Raw genomic sequence first — 16,844 nt, forward strand, 5'->3', positions numbered from 1 at the left:
GGAGAGTTCGTTTCTAAACTTAAAGTATGTAACCTGTTGCATTTAGGGCGACGTCATGGCGGAAAAGGTAAGCGTTGACACAGACAAACCTAGGGCGCACCAGACGACGTTAAATGCTCACTCGTCTGCATTACCTTCGGACAATATTAAGTACGGTGAAGATGCGTTTACGGACATTCAGCCTTTGAGTGAAGTGGCCTTTGTGATTGTGACGCCGACGGGGAAAACGTTAAAGGGAAAAACCAAATATGTTGGATTAAATTCCAATAACCTTGTGATGTTAGAAATGCCTAATGTGTCCCCAAAAGCATTCGCCGACTTTTTTCAACGAGGTTTTGTGATCAAAGCGTGCGTGATCTCTGAAAAAGGCGAAGGGGCAAGAATCTATTTTAAAAGTAAAGTGGCGTGTGTTATCGACGCTGGCCGTAATAGCTTGTGCATGATCTCATTACCAGACACGACCCAAGTTAACCAAGGTCTGAGGGAAAGTGTACGCTTGAACATGTCGGTTGACGGTATTCTGTCCCCACAGTCAAATCACTTAAAGTGTCAGATACGGGACATATCCAATCAGGGTTGTTTGATCGTGGTGGATCGCCATCTTGTTAAGCAAAAAGTGGGTGATCTCATTGCTCTGAGTCTGCTCGAGACAGAACAAAACAAGGTGGTTGAGCCACAGATCTTAGAAGCCATAGTGAAAAACATCAAACTGACTAGTCGCTACTGCAAATTCGGGGTTCAATTTGAGGAAAGCAGCTTAGCGTTGGTGGCCAGCATGATTGAAAACCTGCAATTTTGTCAAATAAGTCAAAAGTTTACCTTATAACGCTATCGATTGATGGTGGATGAAGGTTTCTTTTTAAATGGATATTTGGTGTGTCTTCTAACGAATATGGTGTCAATGAAGGGGGTGGTGTCGCACATAGCAGCAGAGGGAGCAAATCCGATACTGAATGCATCGGATTGTCGTCATTTCTTCAGTGCTTATCTTGCCTTAGTTTTTACTCAGAACCCTTTGATGTTTTCAGATTCGAGGGCGGTAAAATACTTTACGGTTTTCACCTTTAGCTCTTGAGTGGATGGCTCATCACAAACGATGATGGCTTTGGGGTGCAATTGCAGTGCGGAGACCGTCCAAAGGTGATTGACGCACCCTTCTACGGCAGCTTGCAAGGCGAGCGCTTTGTTGTGACCGGTGACCAGTATCATAATTTCTTCCGCATCGAGCAGCGTTCCTACGCCAATAGTTAGCGCGTATTTAGGGACCTGATTTAAATCACCTTCAAAAAAGCGCGAGTTAGCGATCCGTGTCTCTTCAGTGAGTGTCTTAATCCGAGTTCGTGAAGAGAGTGATGACGCTGGCTCATTAAATGCTATGTGTCCATCATTCCCGACTCCCCCCATAAAGAGGTTAATCTTGCCATAAGACTTCATTTTCTTTTCGTATCGCTGACATTCCATATCATGGTCATCGGTATTGCCATTGAGAAGATTAATATTCTCTTCTTTGATGTCGACATGGTTAAAAAAGTGGTTGTACATGAACGAGCGATAAGATTCAGGGTGGTCAGCAGGGATACCAATGTATTCGTCCATATTGAAGGTCACCACATGCTCAAAGCTGACTTTCCCAACACGGTAGAGCTCAATCAGCGCTTTATAGGTTGCAAGAGGTGTCCCCCCAGTTGGCAGACCCAGTACAAAAGGGCGCTCAGCGGTAGGTTGATAAGAATTTATACACTTGGCGATATGTGCCGCCGCCCAATGGCCGACCTGCTCTGTTCTACTTAACGGGATAAGTCTCATAGTTTGCCCCTAATGTTGGAAGGATGATGCTTAGATTTATTATTTTGCATTATAAAATAAGTCCTGTGTTTCGGCTATAACTTTCGATGTTGTTTTGTTCGATATTAATTTTAAGGCCAATTACACTCAGTGATATTGCCTTTTTTTTGAGGTTTGGATTGAAAAATTCACGTTGAAAATTAAGGCGGTGTGGTGACTAGGTTACTGCACTCCTGTGACCTGCCTTCGGTTTTATTCATCATTTAATTCTTGGAGTAAGGTACAATAAAGGAAAGATGGTATAACTTTCCCACTTTGGTGATGGCTGGTAGGTAAGTTGTCAAACGATTAAACCAGCAAAAGGTTAAAAATAAAGAGATGAATGTTATAGGGATCGCTATTGGAGCGACCGGTTTATTGTTGCTTTGCATGTTTGTTTGGATGCTGGCGCTTCAAGTGCGTAAAAAGCGTATGGAGCAGGAACGTAAAGATCGAGAACTTGCCTATCGAAAAGCGTTGGAAAAGAATCGTAAGCAGGAAAATGAAGATAGAATTGCAAAAGCAGAAAGTGGCCATATCCCGACGATATTGTTTCTTGCTAAAGAAGCAGAACGTTCACGAGTCAAAGAAGCGCTTTACTGGTACACCAAGGCCGCACAACTGGATAATGTGACAGGCATGTATGGCGTTGTCCGCATTAGTGATAAATTAAATCAGGATATGGTTCTTCGCGAAGAAGCGAAGTTCTGGGAAATCTGTATAGCGGCAGCGGAAGGCAGCGTCGCGCACAAATTTGAGATGGCCAGTGCTCTTTTTCACGGTAAAGGAACTGAGGCCAATATTAAGAAAGGCATCAGCGTGATGACGCAGGCAGCGGATCAAGGCCATGTTGAAGCGATGATCTTTTTAGGCGATTGGTACAAATCGTCGCAAAACCCCGAGCCTAAACTTAATTTGTCGGTAGAGTACTATCGGCAAGCGGCTGGCCGTCAGAGCAACGAAGCTAGAATGAAGCTGGGCCTTAATTATATCCATGGCATTGGTGTCAATCGAGACTTTTCGCGGGGATGTTACTGGTTGGAGCGCGCCGCAGAAAGAGGGCATACTGAGGCTATGTACAGCGCTGGAGAAGCTTGGATTGATCAGCGTCCGAATGGCGAGTCGATTGCGTATATTTGGCTCTTTCTCGCGAGTCAGCTCGGACATGAACCTTCTCGAGTCATGCGAGATCAGGTGGCGCTCGGGATCGGGGTGGATACGGTCGTCGGTCTACAGTCATTGTCTAAGCCGATTGCGAAAAGGATTCGTGACAAAAAAGTCAGCAAGCATTCCATCATTAATGCTTTAAATAAACTCTATCAACGCAATATTCCTTTGGAAGAGCAAGAGACATCGTTGCCTAAAGAACCTGATACGGAAACGGAGTTGATTCAAGTTTCTGAGACCGATGGGGCAGCCACTGAAATCCCTAGTGAGACGCCCGCAGACGATAAACTTGATTTTTCTCAGTCCAATATAGACAAAGCCTAAGTGTTCGCCTTTGATTAAGAGGGCGAAGCGACAGCCCGTCTCACTTTACGCCCGCTTTCGTTCAGTCTTTGGACGATCTTCATCACCACGCCTCTTCCAGTGCAAAGTAGAGGCGTGATCTGTGAAACAACGGGTCCTTGCCCTTGTTAGAGCGTTAATTTACATATTGGTTGATGTTTATTAACAATTGATCAATATTACGCTCAATGAATGAGAGGAAGTTTCCATGTCTATCGCCAGTTTCATGCGTCTTATCTGTCTTGCGGCTCTGTGGGGTGGCTCATTCCTATTTTTGAAAATAGCCGCCAGTACATTTGGCCCCGCGTACCTGATAGAATTTCGCGTGACTTTTGCGGCACTTAGCCTGTTACTGATTGCGTTGTTTTTGCGTAAAAAACTCTCGTTTATTCGGCATTTTAGACATTTTATGACACTTGGGTTACTCAATACGGCTTTGCCGTTTTTGCTGTTTGCTTACTCGGCTCAGACACTCAATGCCTCTACTTTGTCGGTACTGAATTCGACGTCGGTTATTTGGGGAGCATTGATTGGGGTGTTTTGGCATAAAACGCCTTTGACAGGTAAAGCGATTATCGGCATGTTACTTGGTGTCAGTGGCGTCGTGGTGTTGGTTGGTTGGGATGCGGCTAACATTGGTCTCAGTGCGGCTCTACCAATTGCTGCAAGTATCATGGCTGCATGCAGTTATGGCGTGGCGACGAATTATACGCGATCTGCGCCAAAGATCGCCTCGTTTGAAAATGCGCATGGCAACATGTGGGCTGCTGTTCTTTGGGTGTTACCTTTGTTGCCTTTGATCCCAATGCGAGGCCAACCGACGCATTATGAGTTTCTTGCTGTTGTGGCTTTAGGTGTGGTGTGCACAGGTTTAGCCTATTTGCTCTACTTTCGTCTGGTTGCTGATGAAGGCGCAGCCTCGGCCCTGTCTGTGACTTTCATTATTCCCGTCTTTGGCATTCTGTGGGGCACGTTGATTCTTGATGAACCGATCGGCCTCAATACCGCGCTTGGCACCCTGTTGGTCTTAGGCGGGACGATGCTCGTGACAGGATTCTCACCCTTGAAGCTTTTGAAGAAAAATCGTGCAATTGGCCTAGCTCCGCGTTAATTCAGATCGATCTTGCGAGTCATAAAACAACTGTTGGGATCGGCCCCGTAATCCGCAAAGGGCAGGCAATCGGTAAAGCCAAATTTTTTGTATAGGTTACGAGCGGGCTTAAAAAATGCCATCGAACCTGTTTCCAAGCTCATTTGGCGGTAACCTTGTTTTGCTGATTCATTGATGGCATGAGTCAGCATGGAAGAAGCCACGCCTTGGTTACGAGCCCTGTCTGTTGTCCGCATAGATTTGAGCTCCACATGTGTTTCGGACAAGGTCTTAATGGCGATGCAACCCAATAGTACCGTCTCTCTCCATGCTGTCCAGAGTGTCATCTCAGGGGCTTTTAATCCAGTAAGGTCAAGAGTATGGACACTTTCTGGTGGCGAGGTGGCATTCATATCCGCCCTATGTTGTTCAAGCAGCGAAATGACATCAGGGTGCTTCAGATCATCGACGATTATTTCCATATTTCCCACAGCCTACCTTTGCGATTAAACAAATTTTCAATTTAACATAGCCATTTATCAGGCGTCATTCAACTCATTGGTCGGCCATAGCGCGGCTTAATTATCGGGCAGAGTATGGTTTACTCTGGCTTTAGATCTCATTATTAAAATTTCATTAGCGTTGTATTACATTTAACCTTGATAAAGATCCCGTAAATTACTCTTATAGGCCGATAACTTACTAGGATTGACTCTTCTACTTAGGGAGTGATGGCAATGAGGTACGGATTAACATGAGAGAAGTTGAGTTCAGAACGATCGATAAATTATTCATCAAGATGTCTATTAACGACAAAATGTGGGTGATTTTTGCTTTGTTCCTAGCGGCGCTAACGGGAATTGCTGGTGGCAGTTATTATTCGAAACTGGAGCACATTGAGAATTCGACGGTGCTCTCTGCCACCCATCAGCTGGAGGGTATGATGAGGGCGGGCTCTGAAGCTTCGATGCAGCGGCAGTCGAATGTAGCTAAAGTGAACACAGTACGAGAACCCACCTACATAAATGGCGTAGCCACTGTCTACCAATCAGACTCTAATGGTCAGGCTTACCAATTGACCTTGAACAATAAAATCGATGATCAGAAAGCGCGCACCGACGCCTTGTCTGACCTGTTGTTAAGCTATGTTTGGGCGATCCCATTTGCTGTCTTTTGCTATTGGGTTGCGACGTTTCTTGGAGGGGCGCTTTGGGTTCTATTTACTACTACGGAGAAGATTGGCGAAGGGGATTTGACTTCTCGTTTGGGCTTTCATCCCGGCCGGGATGAGTTCGGGACGATTGGTTGTGCATTGGATAAGGCCATGGACACCCTTAGTGATTTGGTCAATAACGTTAAAAAAAACGCACACACAATGAACGAGACCTCTGCGTCTTTTGAACAGGAGATGAAGTTAAGTGAAGGCCAAATAGGCCAACAATATTTCTCTCTGGATTCAGTGGCTACCGCGATGGAAGAAATGACGGCTTCTGCGAAAGAGGTGTCGTCTATCTCGTTGCAATGTATGGAACAAACTGAGCGGGATTCTCAGCATATTGACCTTAGCTATCAACGTGTTCAATCGGCTATCCATGAGATTGAAACCTTATCAAGCTATATAGAACGAGCTGCAAGCTCAGTGACGACGCTCAATGAGAATGCCTCACAGATTAATGAAGTCATTACCACAATTAATGCCATCTCTGAGCAGACAAATTTGTTGGCGCTGAATGCGGCGATTGAAGCAGCCCGTGCTGGTGAACAAGGCCGCGGTTTTGCTGTCGTTGCCGATGAGGTTCGGACTTTGGCAAGTCGCACACAGGGAGCAACGGTAGAAATTCAGTCAATGATTGAAATGCTTCAAACCGAAAGCCACAACATTGCTTCGATCACCAGTCAAACGGTCAAGCAAGCGAAAACAAGCAGTGCGTTGATTGAAGACATAGGTAATGATGTTCAGTCCATTTCCGAATCAGCGCGCGGCATCACTGATATGAGCGTTCAGATCTCGGCGTCAGCAGAAGAGCAGAGTGCGGTTGCCAATGGTATCGCCGCCGAGTTGAGTGATATTCGCACTCAGTCTAATACCATCCGAACTGTGGCAGAGCAATCTTCACAAGGGGTGGCTAACTTGACTCAGGCATCGGTGTCGTTGGCTGAAATACTGAGTCAATACCGAACTTAATCGTTGTTTAAAAAGGCCCGACTCAGTCGGGCCTTTTTCTTTGAAAAGTACTTTAACGCAGTGTTAATTTGGTGCCATCAAATTTTAATCTGGCTAACAATTGCTTGGTGTTTTCCTGACCTTGGTCGTCAAATTGTACACCATAGCGTGAATAGTGCAGTGAGCGTTGCAAGTTACATACTTTACCATACAACGGTTCGAGGGGTGGGTTTTTGCTCGTGCCAATTCGCACTTCTAAAATGACGTCATCGCCTACCTGAAAAGGTTTGCTTAGTGGTGTAGTAATGAACCGGCATCCGCTTTTTGATAAATCCCGCACTTCACAATCCAATCGATGTGTTGAGGCCGAAACGCGTGCCGCGAGATTGACATCGTATCGTGCCTCTTTGCGTAATTGTGTGACTTGCATAGCATTGGGCACAGTGAGGGCGACCATCGGAATGGGTAGGTTCATCACGTGTTTGAGCTGGCTTCGAAAATGAATGAGCGCCCCTTCGCCCCTTTGGGAGATGGCACGGATCGCCGCCCAAAAGCCCTCTTGAAAGAAAAAATCTAAATCGCTATCGGAGATTTTAGGCAGCTCTGCCAAAATGACGTTAGTCGAATGACTCCCAATGAAGGTTGTTTTGCATCGGAAGGTGGTTCCAACTGGGGTGGTAATCCCTATGGTGAGTTCACCGCCATGTTCAAGCATGGCTAAAGCATCCGTACTGTTGATCGTAGAGACACTTTTCTCCCTGTCAGCTGTAGGCGGTAATTGGTTTAAATTGTCAACCTCTTCGGTATTCATCTCGCCTCCATTATCGCTACCATGCTCTTGTTATAAGACAGGTTCTAAGCCCTTCTCGTTTTGGCCACGCTCGGTTCAAGATGGCCTGACCTTATTGCACGTTTGGACGTTTATTCAATTATGAACATAGCAAACAATTTTGCGCAAAGGATCATTTTTTAACGCCAAAAAATGACAAATGAATGCTTTTTCTTAAGCCAACGCCCTTTTCGTATTTAATGGATGACTGAATATTTCGAACCTGTAACATTCATAAATAATATGAATAGGATACGCCGACTGCCAGTCTATGGTGCCCGACCTCGGGCTGATGACGACTGACATGGAGGAACTTGGTCCACCACCTTATTCAGGAAGAGAACGTTGCTGCAAAAGCATGGCTAACCTATCGTGGCCGGCACTCAAGAGGCGGTCAATTGTACGAGGTGAGGAACGGCTTTCATTATAAAAGGCAATTTAGCCGCCTATTTCGCACTCTTTAATGGTGGTTGGATGGGTAATAAGGCGTAACGCCTTTCGTTTGAATCTCTTCTGTTCCTGATTACTGAGGCAAAACGCAATATCGCACTGGATGGTTTCGCGAATAACGTCGGGTAGGATAAAACGAAACGGAAGCTTCTCTTTAGCTCCATTTAGATTTTGTCATTGGAAAAGAGCTCATGTCAACTCAAGTTATCTATAGCGCCTATGGATTCTTTCGAAAAATAAATAAAGTTAATGACGTCTAATAATTACTTATAATCAAGGGTTTGTGTAGGTTCTGCCTTCTTCAAGATATGCCATGATTACTCATTTAGAGTGTGTAAGGGGCGCCTGACATAAAGAGAGTAGAGGAAATGGGTATTTTGCTTTATTGATTTTTTTAATGATAAATCGATAAAAAGTACTAACTAATCATTTGTGGACAAAAACACATCGGAATAACACTGAATGCATTCGGGACGGGCTTGTCTTGCCCCAAAATTGACCTTATTTAATCAATCATTCACTCAGGAGTTATAATGAGAACTGACCTCGCGACAACCCAATTATCTCATACCCAACCTCATGTCACTGCTCACAATGCGTCTGATACACTGCAGGCCAAAAAAGTCACTCACGCTCACGCCAAGGCCGAGACGTCATTACCTAACCTCAGTAAGCCCGATGGCAAAGCAATCAGCTTGCTTGAACTGACTCAATCTCGCTTTCCAGAACGTGAGTTTAAAGCGATTCCTAAGCAAGTCCATATGATTTGGGTGGCCTCATTGCCCAAGGACGTACAGGTTAAGTATGTTAAGGATTGGGCGCAAAAAAATCCATCGGCGTCGATTAATTTATGGGTAGATTCACGCCACTTCGAGACTTATGGAAAAAACAAAACAGCCAATACGGCAGCCAGAATTGATGTTGCGAACCTGAGCGTCGAGAATCAACTTCGTAACCTGACACAACAATTAGCGGTTTCACGAAATGATAAAGCGGCGCTCAATTTATCAATCGCTGAGTTGAACAAGTCCCTAAAAGGGGACTGCAAAACATTCAAGCAAGCGGTGCTAGGAAAAGATGACAAGGTATCGACGTTAAATTGTGAGAAAGTGCTCAAAAACTTAAATAGCGTTCTGGCAAAAAATGAAGAAAAGTTTCTTGAAGCGGACGCTAAGTTGCTCAGTCATACCGTTCAGTCCTGGGATCATTACAAAAGTGGTTTAAATAGTGATACGGCTAGCCTAGCCAATCTGCGTCAAGAGTTACAAAAACTGGGGCTTAATAATATACACGTCAAAGATCTATCTAATAAATCGGATATCACGTTGAAAAATGAAGACGCTTATCAGCATGAAATGATAGGCCGTGGTGGAGCCTACCCTGCCGCCTCTGACATTGCTCGATATGAAATCCTTAGCCAGCATGGTGGAATTTATACGGATGTTGATTTGGAATGTAAGCAAACCCTAGATTTTGACCAAATAAAAAGTCACCCTAATCTAATATTAGTGGGTATGGCGGCGACCAAAAAAGAAGAGGCAGGAAACGCAACCCCGTATTTTGCGAATGCGCTTATTGCGTCCCATAAGGATAGCGATATGATCAATGAACTTATCAAGGACATTGGAACAGAATACAATAGCCTCAAAGGGAATGACTTTTTAGGTACAAGGTATTTTGCCAGAGCAAACAAAGCGACCATAGAAAGGACGGGTCCAAACAAGCTTCGAGAGCAGGTGGCCAAAGAACTCAAGCAACCTCGCAACGATATTGATTCAAAATCGCAGCGTATTTGGGATAAAGCACAGCAAGTCAATAGCGATATTTGGAAAGCCATTGATTCCCATTTTACGTTCCCTGAAGGTTTAATTGAATTTGAGACGCCAGAACAGGCTGACAGTGCAACAAAAGCGATGGCAGAACCTGCTGCGAACGTTGCCTCCACGATCAATCTTGAGCGGTTAACAGCGTTGCTTGAAGAAAAAATTGCAGATAAATCGCAGCCAGGTAAACCAGACATTGTTTTCCTATCGGGTCCTTCGGCTTCTGGTAAGTCGACGGTATCTGAAGCGCTCCAGCAACGTCAGGGTAAGCTGGTCACGGTCAAAACGGATCACTTCTTAAAATCGTTTTCTGATCTGAGTCAACACCCTGCCAACAAAGGCAAACCGGTTGCGCAGTGGCAAGTGGTTCATGGCCATCCAGAATCGTACGATCAGAAGAGTTTGGAACGGTTGCTTAAAGCCATCAGTCAAGGGGAAGAGTTTACGTATACGATACCCTCACAATTTAAGGAAAACGTTCGTTTAGAATCAGACCCTTACCCAAGAGGCGAACGAGATCCTAACGGTGCTCAAAAGAAGGTGAATGTACCAAAAGGGGATACGTACATCATTGAAGGAATCATTGTCCCTCATTTGATCAAAGATAACCAACATCCGGTTGTGCAATTAGATGTTGACTATCACGAGTCAATGGAAAGGCGTGTTCAGAGAGACGTCAGTAAAAAGATCGAGAATCCTGTCCCTGAAAGTGTAAGACAACAGGAAGATAAAGCCCAATTCGACGCTGTGGTAAATGGACATAAATCCATGGAAGAGCGTGGAGCGATTGCTGACATTAAGCTGGATTCCACAGGCCAGACTCAAGGGCATTTTACTTTGTGTTAGAAGCGAATGGGCTGAGGACGTGTCTCAGCCCTTTCCTACAGGAGCGAGTTGAAAGGGGCATGTTTGCCAAGTGATCTTGATGCATGGCCCTTGAGACATTGCGGTTGAACACTCGCCGATGGCGGTGACAAAGTTCATCGGCAAATGGATCGCAGATGGAACCGGCGCGCGCTTGGTGCTTGTTTCATCTAGCTCCGATCATCGCTAACATGTTATTGTGAGGAGACAGCTTCTCGTCACTGATCGTGTTCGTTATACTATGCCAGAGATAGCTTAACTTGTTGTCTGTTTTGGCGTTGATTCAATGACCAACATGGCATAATTGTACTCTAAGGATCATTGTTGGAGCGGTAAATGACAAACGAACTCTTTCTGGATAAGACTAACGCCCTTTTTCGCATTCAATTAACAGCAGAATATGATGCGATTGTGAGATTTGAAATTCGTCATGGTATTTACTGTATAACGTCAACAAAAGTCCCCCAAGCACTGCAAGGGATGGGCTATGGAAAAGTCATGATGAGGGCTTTATTACCAGAGCTAGAGCGTATGGAGGTTAAAATTGAACCGCTGTGCAGTTACGTGGCTCACTACCTTGAAAAGCACCCTGAATGGTCACACTTGGTCGCGCAGCCAACGCGATGAGTGAGGCAAACTATCTCGATCTTATCAAGTCGCTAGGCTTTAATCGGATCGTGGACAGAGAAACGATACAGTCCTTGTGGGCGGGGTATGGACAGTTGGTGAGACTTTTTGTCGATGATACCAGTGTGGTGATCAAACATATTCAACTGCCCGAGTCGTCCTCTCATCCACGGGGTTGGAATACCCAACACGCCCACCAACGTAAGTTAAAATCCTATCAGGTCGAACTCAATTGGTATCTGCATTATGCCCAGAAAGCCCATCCTTATTGCCCACAGCCTAAGCCTCTTTTGGTGAAAGAGGGGAGCCATGAGCTGTTGTTAGTGATGGAGGATTTGTCTCAACGGGGATTCCGCCGAACCTTAACGTCGTCCACGTCTGTTGAAAAAGACGCTTGTCTAAAATGGTTGGCTTGGTTCCACGCCTCTCACATCAAGCCGGAGACTGAAAGATTATGGACGACTGGCACGTATTGGCACCTTGGAACGAGGCCTGACGAGCTGGAGGCGTTGGCTGATTTACCTTTGAGATCGGCGGCAGAAAGCATTGATCAGATATTACAACATTCGCCTTATCAAACGCTGGTTCATGGTGATGCCAAGCTGGCCAATTTTTGTTTCTCCAATGATGGTAAACAGGCAGCAGCGGTGGATTTTCAGTACGTAGGTGGTGGGTGTGCCATGAAAGATGTGGCTCTATTTATGAGCAGTTCCGTGCCCCCCGAGCAATGTTTTGAAATGGAAAATTGGATCTTGGATACGTACTTTACCCACCTTAATGAGGCGTTATCGACCCTAAAGCCGACGCTGAATCAAGCTGAGGTTGAACTGGTATGGCGGCCACTTTTTCCGATCGCTTGGGCCGATTTCCAACGGTTTGTGAAAGGCTGGAGTCCTAACCACTGGAAAATCAACGCGTATACCGAAGCACTGACGAAAAAGGCTCTGGCGCAACTGAGTGCTTATTGAAAGTGAGCCCACAATGACGCCCCAAACATGATTCCTCGTGTGCAACAGGTTAATGGGTCCTGATGATTGTCTATATTCGACGTCGGTTAATAAGGAAAAATAATGAATAATTCTACTGACTGGAAATCCCCAAAACGTTTTTTAATGCTTATCTCCATTATAGTGCCCATCGCTTTTTCAAGTTGGATGGCGCTGTTGAACAATTTTGTTATCGAAAAAGCCAACTTTGATGGTGCCGATATTGGGTTGCTGCAAAGTGTGCGCGAAATCCCCGGTTTCTTAGCGTTTACTGCTGTTTTTGTCTTGTTGTTTATTCGTGAACAAAGGTTTATGTTACTTGCTCTTGGTGGTTTAACATTAGGGACGGCGATAACAGGCTTTTTCCCTTCCCTCGTCGGCTTATTACTCACCACCTTGTTGATGTCCACTGGGTTTCATTATTTTGAAACGCTCAAGCAATCTTTGTCTTTGCAGTGGTTGAGCAAAGAAGAAGCACCAGAAATGTTAGGCACCTTTATTTCTATCGGGGCTTTGGCATCGCTTGCCACTTACGGTGCTCTCTGGTTTTGTCTTGAGGTGCTAAAGCTCGACTTTCAATGGGTTTATCTCTGTTTTGGTGGCGTAGGCTTTTTGCTGGTCGTATGGATAGCATTTGCTTTTCCTCAGTTTGAAACACATGTCCAACAAAATAAGAAGTTGGTATTAAGAAAGCGGTACTGGCTGTATTACGCTCTGACCTTTATGAGTGGCGCTCGCCGACAGATATTTACCGTATTTGCTGGATTTCTCATGGTTGAAAAATTTGGCTATTCCGCCGCGGATATTACGCTACTCTTTTTGATTAATTACCTTTTTAATTTCCTATTTGCTAAAAAAATTGGTCGATTTATTGGTAAAGTCGGTGAACGCACTGCGTTACTTTTTGAATACACCGGTCTGATTGGTGTATTCATTGGTTATGCCTTGGTTCACACTGCTGAGTGGGCTGCGGCGCTTTATGTGGTTGATCACTTATTCTTTGCCCTAGCGCTGGCGATTAAAACTTACCTGCAAAAAATTGCCGATCCCGCTGATATGGCTTCGACAGCAGGGGTTGCTTTTACGATAAACCATATTGCTGCGGTGTTTATTCCGGCTTCCTTTGGGCTTATCTGGTTGGTCTTCCCGCCCGCCGTCTTCTATATCGGGGCCGCAATGGCGCTACTATCGCTGATATTGTCGCTCAATGTGCCCGCTAAACCGCAACAAGGTAATGAGGTTCGCATACTGCATTGGAACTAAAAAGGGTGTTATTGCCTAAATCGGTTGAACTTTTCTAAGCCCTACGACCTTAGCCCATGTGATCGTTAGAGCGACCGTGACATGGGCAAGACGAAAAAGAAGATAACGAATTAGAGGGAGTACGATAAAGCTTATGCACTCGTGGCTCTCATTTTATCTTCAGACTGACTTGGTCAACAATACCACGAAAAAGCGTTAGCTTTGGTGTACTTTGTCATGGGCGAGAAAGGGGGGAGGATACTCTCCCTTTAGCCCGGTGACGCTTTACATTATAATTGTCGCGCCTTTTTGGGGAAATCCCGTTTTTACCTTGGACTAATTATGATTTCAAAAAACCAACTCAAACTCCTTCGTGCTCTGGGTCAAAAGAAACAGCGTAAAGCTCAGGGCCTGTTTCTCGTTCAGGGTGAAAAAAATGTGCTGGAGTTAGCCAGCTGTGGGTTAAAGGTAAAGCATGTGTTTGCGACGGCTGAGATACTGGTTCAGCACCATGACCAACTTGGTCAGTTTGAATGTATTGAAGCTTCGTTGGAAGAGTTAACCAAAGCAAGTACCTTAGTCAGCAATAATGCAGCTATCGCTGTGGTTGAAATGCCAGCTGTTGATGCGCCAGTCGCTGAGGGGATGATCATTGCTTTAGATGGTGTGGCTGACCCAGGTAATTTAGGGACGATCATTCGCGTTGCGGATTGGTATGGGATTAAGCACATTGTGGCCAGTACCGATTGCGCCGATCCATTTAACCCAAAAACCATTAGTGCCACGATGGGCAGTTTTGGACGAGTGAGTGTCAGTCAGTTGGATTTACCACGCTATCTGGAACAGGCAGAGTTGCCTGTCTATGGGGCCTTTTTGGAGGGAGAAAGTGTTCACGCTACTGGCTTTGCTGCTCAAGGTATTCTGCTGATGGGCAGTGAGTCTCATGGTGTGCGTCCGGACGCGGCGAAATGGGTCACAGATAAAATTACCATCCCAGCATTTGGTGGCGCGGAATCACTCAATGTGGCGATGGCAACTGGCATCATTCTGGACAATTGGTGTCGGCAACAAGGTTAGGCAGTCTTTGGCAGGTATCCCATGAGGGCTTTTATTTCTCAAGTAAGGACAGTTTATTTGGTACGCCGTTCCATTTTTCAGCATTGTCTAGTGCGGGTTTGACCTCGGTTTGCACAGGCCATAGTTCGGCCAGTTGTGCATTGAGTTCGACAAAAAGAGATTGTTCGGCTGGAACCTCATCTTCTTGAAAAATCGCATTGGCGTCGCATTCGTCGACGCAAAGCCCACAATCGATGCACTCGATAGGGTTTATTACCATAAAGTTAGGGCCTTCATGAAAGGCATCCGCAGGGCATACCGAGACACAATCTGTGTATTTACATTGGATACAGTTGTCTGTTACCACAAAGGCCATGATGTTGTGCTCTATAGGTTAGTCAAAATTGGAAAAAAGGGATGATACCCATCCCAAAGCAAAATTCAACAATCCAGCTCGTTAATCTTCCACTAAAAACCAGCAAGGTTTGGATTTAGTATGACAGACAAATCAATTTCTCGTAAAATGCGCGCCATTGTGAGCCAGTCGCATGACGATCTAGGCTAAGACACCGACCAAAACGAGACAGCAACATGATACGTTTAACTGAAATTAAATTGCCTTTGCAACATGAAGAATCGGCAATCTCTGAGGCCATTATTGAAAAGCTTGGGATCCTACCCGAGCAGGTTCTTGCATTCAATATGTTCAAACGTGGCTATGATGCTCGAAAGAAAACCAAAATTCAGTTGATCTACACGCTTGATGTTGAAGTTGAAAACGAACAAGACGTGCTCGAGAAATTTGTCAGTGATCCCCACGTTAAACTGACGCCGGATATGGAATACAAATTCGTTGCTAAAGCGCCAGATAATCTGAATGAGCGTCCGGTCGTGATTGGTTTTGGTCCCTGTGGTTTATTTGCAGGCCTTGTGCTTGCTCAAATGGGTTTTAAGCCGATTATTGTCGAGCGTGGAAAGGAAGTCCGCGAACGGACGAAAGATACGTTCGGATTTTGGCGTAAACGTACGTTGAATACGGAATCTAATGTTCAGTTTGGTGAAGGCGGCGCTGGCACCTTTTCTGATGGCAAGCTCTACAGTCAGGTGAAAGATCCCCACTTTTATGGTCGTAAGGTGACAACGGAGTTTGTCGCCGCAGGTGCGCCTGAAGAAATTATGTACGTGAGTAAACCGCACATCGGGACCTTTAAGCTGGTCACCATGATCGAAAAAATGCGCGCCAAGATCATTGAACTGGGGGGGGAAATTCGTTTTAGTACTCGTGTTGATGATATTCGTATCGAAGAAGGTCAGGTGACAGGACTGACTCTGTCCAACGGTGAGAAAATCGATACTCGTCATGTTGTACTGGCGGTCGGCCACAGTGCGCGTGATACGTTTGAAATGCTGCATCAACGTGGCGTTTATATGGAAGCCAAACCGTTTTCTGTTGGCTTTCGGATTGAACATAAGCAGTCGATGATCGATGAAGCGCGTTTTGGTCCAAGTGCAGGACACCCTATTTTGGGGGCCGCAGACTATAAATTAGTGCACCATTGTAAGAATGGTCGAACCGTATACAGCTTCTGTATGTGTCCGGGTGGGACGGTGGTTGCGGCGACGTCTGAAGAAGGGCGGGTGGTCACCAATGGGATGAGTCAGTATTCTCGTGCAGAGCGCAATGCGAACAGCGCTATTGTGGTCGGGATCGACCCAGATCGCGACTATCCAGGCGATCCGTTAGCGGGAATCCGATTCCAACGTGAGCTAGAAACTGGCGCTTATGTACTCGGAGGCGAAAACTACGATGCTCCGGCACAAAAGATTGGTGACTTCCTAAAAGGTTCAGACCCCAGCCAGATAGGTGATGTAGAACCGTCATTTACGCCAGGGATCAAACTGACGGATATTTCTAAAGCTTTACCAGATTTTGCTGTTGAGGCTATTCGTGAAGCCATTCCCGCTTTTGATAAAAAAATTAAAGGTTTTGCTAGTGATGAAGGGTTATTAACCGGTGTTGAAACTCGAACGTCGTCCCCTGTATGTATTAAACGGGGTAAAGATTTCCAAAGTATTAATTTGACCGGCTTCTTCCCTGCTGGAGAGGGCGCTGGTTACGCAGGCGGAATACTCTCTGCGGGTATTGATGGAATTAAAGTCGCGGAAGCCTTGGCAAAATCGATGCTGGCACGAGCTAACGACGCTGAGTAACTGCGTTCACGATCCGCCGCCAGATTCTTCTGGCGGCTTTTTTATGCGCTGAATCTTTGGTATCAGGGGCCTTTTTGGTGTAAAAAGGTCACCAAGGCGTTTATCTGGCAGCGAGAATATTGCTGCTGAGCTGACTGCGCAGTTAATATGCCTAAAGAATGGTTCACAC

14 protein-coding genes are annotated in these 16,844 nt (G+C 45.5%); 10 read left to right on the top strand and 4 right to left on the bottom strand.

The annotated features are described in order from the left end of the window. The first annotated feature begins 55 nt into the window (after positions 1-55). On the top strand, positions 56-826 hold the full coding sequence (locus HLM86_RS07950) for a PilZ domain-containing protein (RefSeq protein WP_076588499.1): 771 nt from the start codon (positions 56-58) through the stop codon (positions 824-826). Positions 827-1,005: 179 nt separating this feature from the next. On the opposite strand, the gene nagB is transcribed toward HLM86_RS07950, so the two are convergent. Continuing rightward, positions 1,006-1,806, bottom strand: a complete 801-nt coding sequence (gene nagB / locus HLM86_RS07955) for a glucosamine-6-phosphate deaminase (RefSeq protein WP_076588501.1) — start codon at positions 1,804-1,806, stop codon at positions 1,006-1,008. Positions 1,807-2,163: 357 nt separating this feature from the next. Here nagB and HLM86_RS07960 point away from each other — a divergent pair, with 357 nt between their 5' ends. Both HLM86_RS07960 and HLM86_RS07965 read left to right on the top strand, forming a co-directional pair. Then, on the top strand, positions 2,164-3,315 hold the full coding sequence (locus tag HLM86_RS07960; RefSeq protein WP_170882552.1) for a tetratricopeptide repeat protein: 1,152 nt from the start codon (positions 2,164-2,166) through the stop codon (positions 3,313-3,315). Between the two features lie 226 nt (positions 3,316-3,541). Next, positions 3,542-4,444 carry a DMT family transporter gene (locus HLM86_RS07965; protein ID WP_170882553.1) on the top strand — a complete coding sequence of 301 codons (903 nt, stop codon included), beginning with the start codon at positions 3,542-3,544 and terminating at the stop codon, positions 4,442-4,444. Here HLM86_RS07965 and HLM86_RS07970 read toward each other — a convergent pair. Continuing rightward, entirely contained in the window at positions 4,441-4,905 is a 465-nt protein-coding gene (locus tag HLM86_RS07970; protein WP_076588506.1) for a GNAT family N-acetyltransferase, read from the bottom strand. The genes HLM86_RS07965 and HLM86_RS07970 overlap by 4 nt on opposite strands. Before the next feature lie 272 nt (positions 4,906-5,177). Here HLM86_RS07970 and HLM86_RS07975 point away from each other — a divergent pair, with 272 nt between their 5' ends. After that, entirely contained in the window at positions 5,178-6,608 is a 1,431-nt protein-coding gene (locus tag HLM86_RS07975) for a methyl-accepting chemotaxis protein (RefSeq protein WP_076588508.1), read from the top strand. A 52-nt stretch (positions 6,609-6,660) separates the two neighbouring features. Here HLM86_RS07975 and HLM86_RS07980 read toward each other — a convergent pair whose 3' ends face one another. Next, a complete protein-coding gene (locus tag HLM86_RS07980; RefSeq protein ID WP_076588510.1) occupies positions 6,661-7,398 on the bottom strand; it encodes a PilZ domain-containing protein in 738 nt (245 codons plus the stop codon). Between the two features lie 1,001 nt (positions 7,399-8,399). Here HLM86_RS07980 and HLM86_RS07985 point away from each other — a divergent pair. The 5 genes from HLM86_RS07985 to HLM86_RS08005 all read left to right on the top strand — a co-directional run bounded on the left by HLM86_RS07985 (position 8,400) and on the right by HLM86_RS08005 (position 14,485). Continuing rightward, positions 8,400-10,535 (top strand): TcdA/TcdB catalytic glycosyltransferase domain-containing protein, encoded by a 2,136-nt coding sequence (locus tag HLM86_RS07985; protein WP_170882554.1) that lies wholly within the window; start codon positions 8,400-8,402, stop codon positions 10,533-10,535. Between the two features lie 354 nt (positions 10,536-10,889). Beyond that, a complete protein-coding gene (locus tag HLM86_RS07990) occupies positions 10,890-11,180 on the top strand; it encodes a GNAT family N-acetyltransferase (protein ID WP_170882555.1) in 291 nt (96 codons plus the stop codon). Continuing rightward, on the top strand, positions 11,147-12,148 hold the full coding sequence (locus HLM86_RS07995; protein ID WP_390226243.1) for a phosphotransferase: 1,002 nt from the start codon (positions 11,147-11,149) through the stop codon (positions 12,146-12,148). Before HLM86_RS07990 ends, HLM86_RS07995 begins: the two co-directional genes overlap by 34 nt. 102 nt (positions 12,149-12,250) lie before the next feature. After that, a complete protein-coding gene (locus HLM86_RS08000) occupies positions 12,251-13,429 on the top strand; it encodes an MFS transporter (RefSeq protein ID WP_076588516.1) in 1,179 nt (392 codons plus the stop codon). A 321-nt stretch (positions 13,430-13,750) separates the two neighbouring features. Beyond that, on the top strand, positions 13,751-14,485 hold the full coding sequence (locus tag HLM86_RS08005) for an RNA methyltransferase (protein WP_076588517.1): 735 nt from the start codon (positions 13,751-13,753) through the stop codon (positions 14,483-14,485). 31 nt (positions 14,486-14,516) lie between these two features. On the opposite strand, the gene fdxA is transcribed toward HLM86_RS08005, so the two are convergent. Continuing rightward, on the bottom strand, positions 14,517-14,840 hold the full coding sequence (gene fdxA / locus HLM86_RS08010; RefSeq protein WP_076588519.1) for a ferredoxin FdxA: 324 nt from the start codon (positions 14,838-14,840) through the stop codon (positions 14,517-14,519). 215 nt (positions 14,841-15,055) lie between these two features. On the opposite strand from fdxA, the gene HLM86_RS08015 reads away from it, so the two are divergent. Then, the gene (locus HLM86_RS08015; protein ID WP_076588521.1) at positions 15,056-16,675 is read left to right on the top strand and encodes an NAD(P)/FAD-dependent oxidoreductase; all 1,620 of its coding nucleotides are present in this window, start codon (positions 15,056-15,058) and stop codon (positions 16,673-16,675) included. The last annotated feature ends 169 nt before the right edge of the window (positions 16,676-16,844 follow it).

It is taken from the genome of Vibrio ostreicida (assembly GCF_013074385.2).
Taxonomy (GTDB): domain Bacteria; phylum Pseudomonadota; class Gammaproteobacteria; order Enterobacterales; family Vibrionaceae; genus Vibrio; species Vibrio ostreicida.